The 1,095-nt window shown below is 63.3% G+C and carries 1 protein-coding gene; it reads right to left on the bottom strand.

Translation table 11 applies throughout. The features are described 5' to 3' along the window. The coding region (locus ACIQWO_RS27490) for a type VI secretion system Vgr family protein (RefSeq protein WP_402830872.1) at positions 1–1,095 on the bottom strand (1,095 nt) is incomplete at both ends.

Here is a 1,095-nt window from a genome sequence, read left to right as displayed (position 1 = left end):
TCGGATTGCGCCTGAATCTGCACCTTGCCTCGCGCGGCGATGAGCCGAATACCCAGCTTGTGTGCAAAGAGCGAGAGCACGTCGCCGGCCGCAATCGCAACCGTTTTCAACGCGTTGACGTTAAAGCCCGACGAGCTCGCCACACTCACATCTCTACCCGCCGAGACCATGACGCGGTCGGGCGTGGCCAGGCCGATGCCGTTCGGCGCCGACAACGCAATGACCGACCTCTTGAGATCCTCGAGTTCGTTCTTGAGCCACTGATTCTCAGCGCGCAGATCCGCAACTTCTGCTTTGGCAAGCGCGGCGGCGTTGGCTATGCCTTCGGCCTGCGCCTGTGTGAGAGCGAACTGTGCGGTGGCACCAGTGGTATCCGACTGCTCGCCGACGGCCTTTTCCTGCCTGTCTGCGGTGACCAGTACGCCCCCGGCCGCGCGCACCTGCCCGCGCAGATCCGAGCGAAGTTCAAAACCGGCGCCTCGGGGCTTGTTATCCCGATTCACCCCATGACCGAGCGTTAGCTGGGACTTGCCGTGTTCGGTGGCCAGCTTGATGTGCTCCTGTCCACCCCGGTCCTCCATCTGCAATGTGTTGTTCGAGCGCGTTCGGATCGTATTGCGCGTGCTCCACGGATAACCCGCGACGATCGGGTCCGGGGATTGCGCGGTGTGCAGCACCTGGCTGATATAGGGCAGATCGGGATCGCCCCACAGAAAGCCCACCGTCACGACCGTGCCCTCGACCAAGCCGAAGTGAAAGCCCGTCTGCCCCTGCCCACCGAAGGGCTTGGCCAAGCGCATCGGACAGCTTTGCAGGCCCGGCACCCGCTCGTCACGATCGAAGTGCAGGTTCACGACATAGCGTCCCTCATCATCGAGGTAAGGGTCGCGCCGGTTGCCCGGAGAAGCAATCGTGCCCGTGATGACGCCGTCGATGCGTGGCCAGGTCGCCTCGCGCAACGGTAAGCGATATTGACGCCCGGACGGGATGGCGGTGAACTCTGCAACGAAGGACTCAGATCGTGCTGCGCGGCATGTCAGGCTCACCACAACGAGGCCGTGCTTGGCGTCGGGCAGTTCTCGATTCGACAGACGC

The sequence above is a fragment of the Pandoraea sp. NPDC090278 genome (assembly GCF_044772185.1).
In the GTDB taxonomy this organism is placed as follows: domain Bacteria; phylum Pseudomonadota; class Gammaproteobacteria; order Burkholderiales; family Burkholderiaceae; genus Pandoraea.
Note: the sequence above shows the minus strand (reverse complement) of the source record. Positions and strands in the feature narration are given on the sequence as shown.